The following is a 2,480-nucleotide window of genomic DNA, read 5'->3' as shown; positions in this document are numbered from 1 at the left end:
CCGTCCACATCCTGGCCTTCGCCGTTCTGATGGCGGGCCCGTTCGAAAGGTGGCGCCTCACCCTGATAGACAGCGAGCCGCTGCGGCCACTCGACGGCTGGCGGACGGTGGGCTACGGCGGGCGACGGGCCCGCGCCGCGGGGCGACGAACTGGCCGACACCGGGGCCGGCAGCCGTCTCCCCCTGGTGGCCGGGCTGGCCGCCGCGACCGTCGCGGCCGGCGCCGGCGCGCTGGTGCTCGCCCGCCGCCGGAACCGCTAGGTCCGGTCCAGGCGGCGAAGGGGCCGTCCGGCGGCGGAAAACCCCCTGCGGTGGCCGCCCCGCCCTGTCAGGCTGGCCGGCCATGACCACGTGCGAACTGTTGCTCATCGGTGGTGGCGCGGGCGTCGGGAAGACGACGGTCGGGTGGGAGGTCTCGGCGGTGCTCCAGGCGGCGGGAACGGCGCACTGCCTGATCGAGGGGGACTTCATGGACCAGATCCATCCCGCCCCCGTCGACGACCCGCACCGGGCGGCGATCACCGAGCGGAACGTCGCCGCGGTCTGGGCGAACTACGTCGCGCTCGGCCAGCGTCGCCTCGTCTACACCAACACGGTGAGCGTCCTGGAGGAGCCCATGTTCCGGCGGGCCATGGGCGGCGGCGAGATCAGGGCCACCCGGGTCCTGCTGACCGCCGAGGAGGACACCGTGCGGGAACGCCTCGCGCGGCGGGAGATCGGCTCCCAGCTGCACCCGCACATCGAGCGGAGTCTGCGGATGGCGCGGGAGCTGAGCGCGGAGGCGCCCGCCGGGACCGTCCGGGTCGCGACGGACCGGCGGTCGGTGCGGGACATCGCCCGCGAGGTGATCCGGGCGGCCGCCTGGTAGCCCGCGGGCGGGCGGGGCGCCCCTATTCCGGGGTCGCGCGGCGCGGGTGGGGACGTGCCATGGAGGCGGTGGCCGCCTCCAACGTGTCGCCGGCGCCGACCGCGAAGTCCCGCAGGTACGTCTCCAGGTAGGGGGTGCCGGGCGGCACGAGGGTCGGGCCGAAGTAGCCGGCCCGTTCCAGCTGGATGAGGCCGTGCGTCTGGCACCACAGGTGCCGGGTCACCAGCCACGGCTCGGCCGGCCTGAACCGGCCGGCGGCGATGCAGCGTTCGACGGTGTCCCGGGCGATCCGCAGCGCGTACGAGCCGATCCGCAGGTCGTCCTCGGACATCTGGAGCCCGGCCAGCGGCGAGCCGCTGAACATGACGGCGAAGTGGTGCGGTTCGGCCCGCGCGTACTCCACCGTGACCCGGCACTCCTCGAACAGGTCGGCCACCGGGTCGTCGGTGGCGGGCAGCGCGCGGAGCCGCTCCGCGACCCGCTGGAACCCCTCGTGGATCACGGCGCGCACCAGGTCGGGCAGCGAGCCGAAGTGGGTGTAGACGGCCATCGTGGAGGTGCCGACCTCCCTGGCCAGCCGGCGGGTGGTCAGCGCCGCGGGGCCCTCCTCCGACAGCAGCCGGGCGGCGGCGGTGAGGAGACGGGTGGCGACCGGGGTTGACACGGCCGTCAGCATAACGGTGTCATGAGGGCATAACAGTGTTATGGAGGTGGGGGCATGTGGGTCTCGCGACGGCTGACCGCCGGTATCCCGCGGCTGCCCGAGGCGGCCGGCGCCGGCTGGGGTGAACTGCCGGGCGCGGGGCCCGTGTTGCGGGTGGTGATGATCGGGGACTCGGTCGCCGCGGGCGTCGGTGCCGCCACCCAGGAGGAGGCGCTGCCCGGGCAGGTGGCCGCCGGCCTCGCCGGGCTCACCGGGCGCCCCGTCTCCTGGCGGGTGGTGGCCAGGCGCGGCGCCACCGCGCGCCGGGTCCGCCAGGCCCAGCTGGGCCAGCTCACCGACCCCACCCGCCGCTGGCAGCCCGACCTGGTGCTCGTCGTGGTCGGCGCCAACGACGCGATCCGGCTGCGCCGGCCGGCCGCGTTCCGCCGCGACGTGGCGGCCCTGGTCGCGTCGATCCGGCACCGCCTGGGCCGCGACGTGCCGGTGATGCTCCTCGGGCTGCCGCCCGTGCACCGCTTCCCGGCCCTGCCGCCGTGGGGGCGCTGGCCGCTCGGCGCCTACGCCCGCCGGCTCGACGCCCAACTGCGCCGGGTGGCGGCCCGCGAGACGGACGTCTCCCATCTGCCGGTCGGCGCCCTGCCGATCAGCCCGGCCGTCGGCCTGGCGTCCGACCGCTTCCACCCGAGCCCGGCCGGCCACCGGGCCTGGGGCCGCTCGGTGGCGGCGTCGGTGGCCACGGTGCTCGACGCGGGCTGACACTCCGAGGGCGGCGAGGGGCGGCCCGGTTCCCGGGGGCGGGAAGTGTTCACCGCGGCGTCGACGGGCGTTGGTCCGAGGCGTTGGTCCGGGGTGGCGGTCGGGTGTTCAGTGTCATGGCCGAGCGGGCAGGTACAACTGGATTCCGAGTCATTCACGGCACCATTCCGGTCTCTGCCCCCACCGTCCCCC

4 protein-coding genes are annotated in these 2,480 nt (G+C 75.7%); 3 read left to right on the top strand and 1 reads right to left on the bottom strand.

The window, feature by feature from the left end:
• Nucleotides 1-150: 150 nt before the first annotated feature.
• Both E1283_RS35250 and E1283_RS35245 read left to right on the top strand, forming a co-directional pair.
• The gene (locus E1283_RS35250; RefSeq protein ID WP_279571322.1) at nucleotides 151-261 is read left to right on the top strand and encodes an LAETG motif-containing sortase-dependent surface protein; all 111 of its coding nucleotides are present in this window, start codon (nucleotides 151-153) and stop codon (nucleotides 259-261) included.
• Nucleotides 262-343: 82 nt separating this feature from the next.
• Nucleotides 344-868: a nucleoside/nucleotide kinase family protein gene (locus E1283_RS35245; protein ID WP_132822240.1), complete on the top strand. Its 525-nt coding sequence runs from the start codon at nucleotides 344-346 to the stop codon at nucleotides 866-868.
• A gap of 22 nt (nucleotides 869-890) precedes the next feature.
• On the opposite strand, the gene E1283_RS35240 is transcribed toward E1283_RS35245, so the two are convergent.
• Complete coding sequence (locus E1283_RS35240) at nucleotides 891-1,532, bottom strand: TetR/AcrR family transcriptional regulator (RefSeq protein ID WP_207930662.1); 642 nt, start codon at nucleotides 1,530-1,532, stop codon at nucleotides 891-893.
• A gap of 54 nt (nucleotides 1,533-1,586) precedes the next feature.
• Between E1283_RS35240 and E1283_RS35235 the strand changes: the two genes are divergently transcribed.
• On the top strand, nucleotides 1,587-2,288 hold the full coding sequence (locus E1283_RS35235; RefSeq protein WP_132822238.1) for an SGNH/GDSL hydrolase family protein: 702 nt from the start codon (nucleotides 1,587-1,589) through the stop codon (nucleotides 2,286-2,288).
• Nucleotides 2,289-2,480 lie beyond the last annotated feature (192 nt).

It is taken from the genome of Streptomyces hainanensis (assembly GCF_004348415.1).
Lineage (GTDB): Bacteria > Actinomycetota > Actinomycetes > Streptomycetales > Streptomycetaceae > Streptomyces > Streptomyces hainanensis.
The sequence above is the reverse complement of the archived record's forward strand: the minus strand, read 5'-3'. Positions and strand labels throughout refer to the sequence as shown.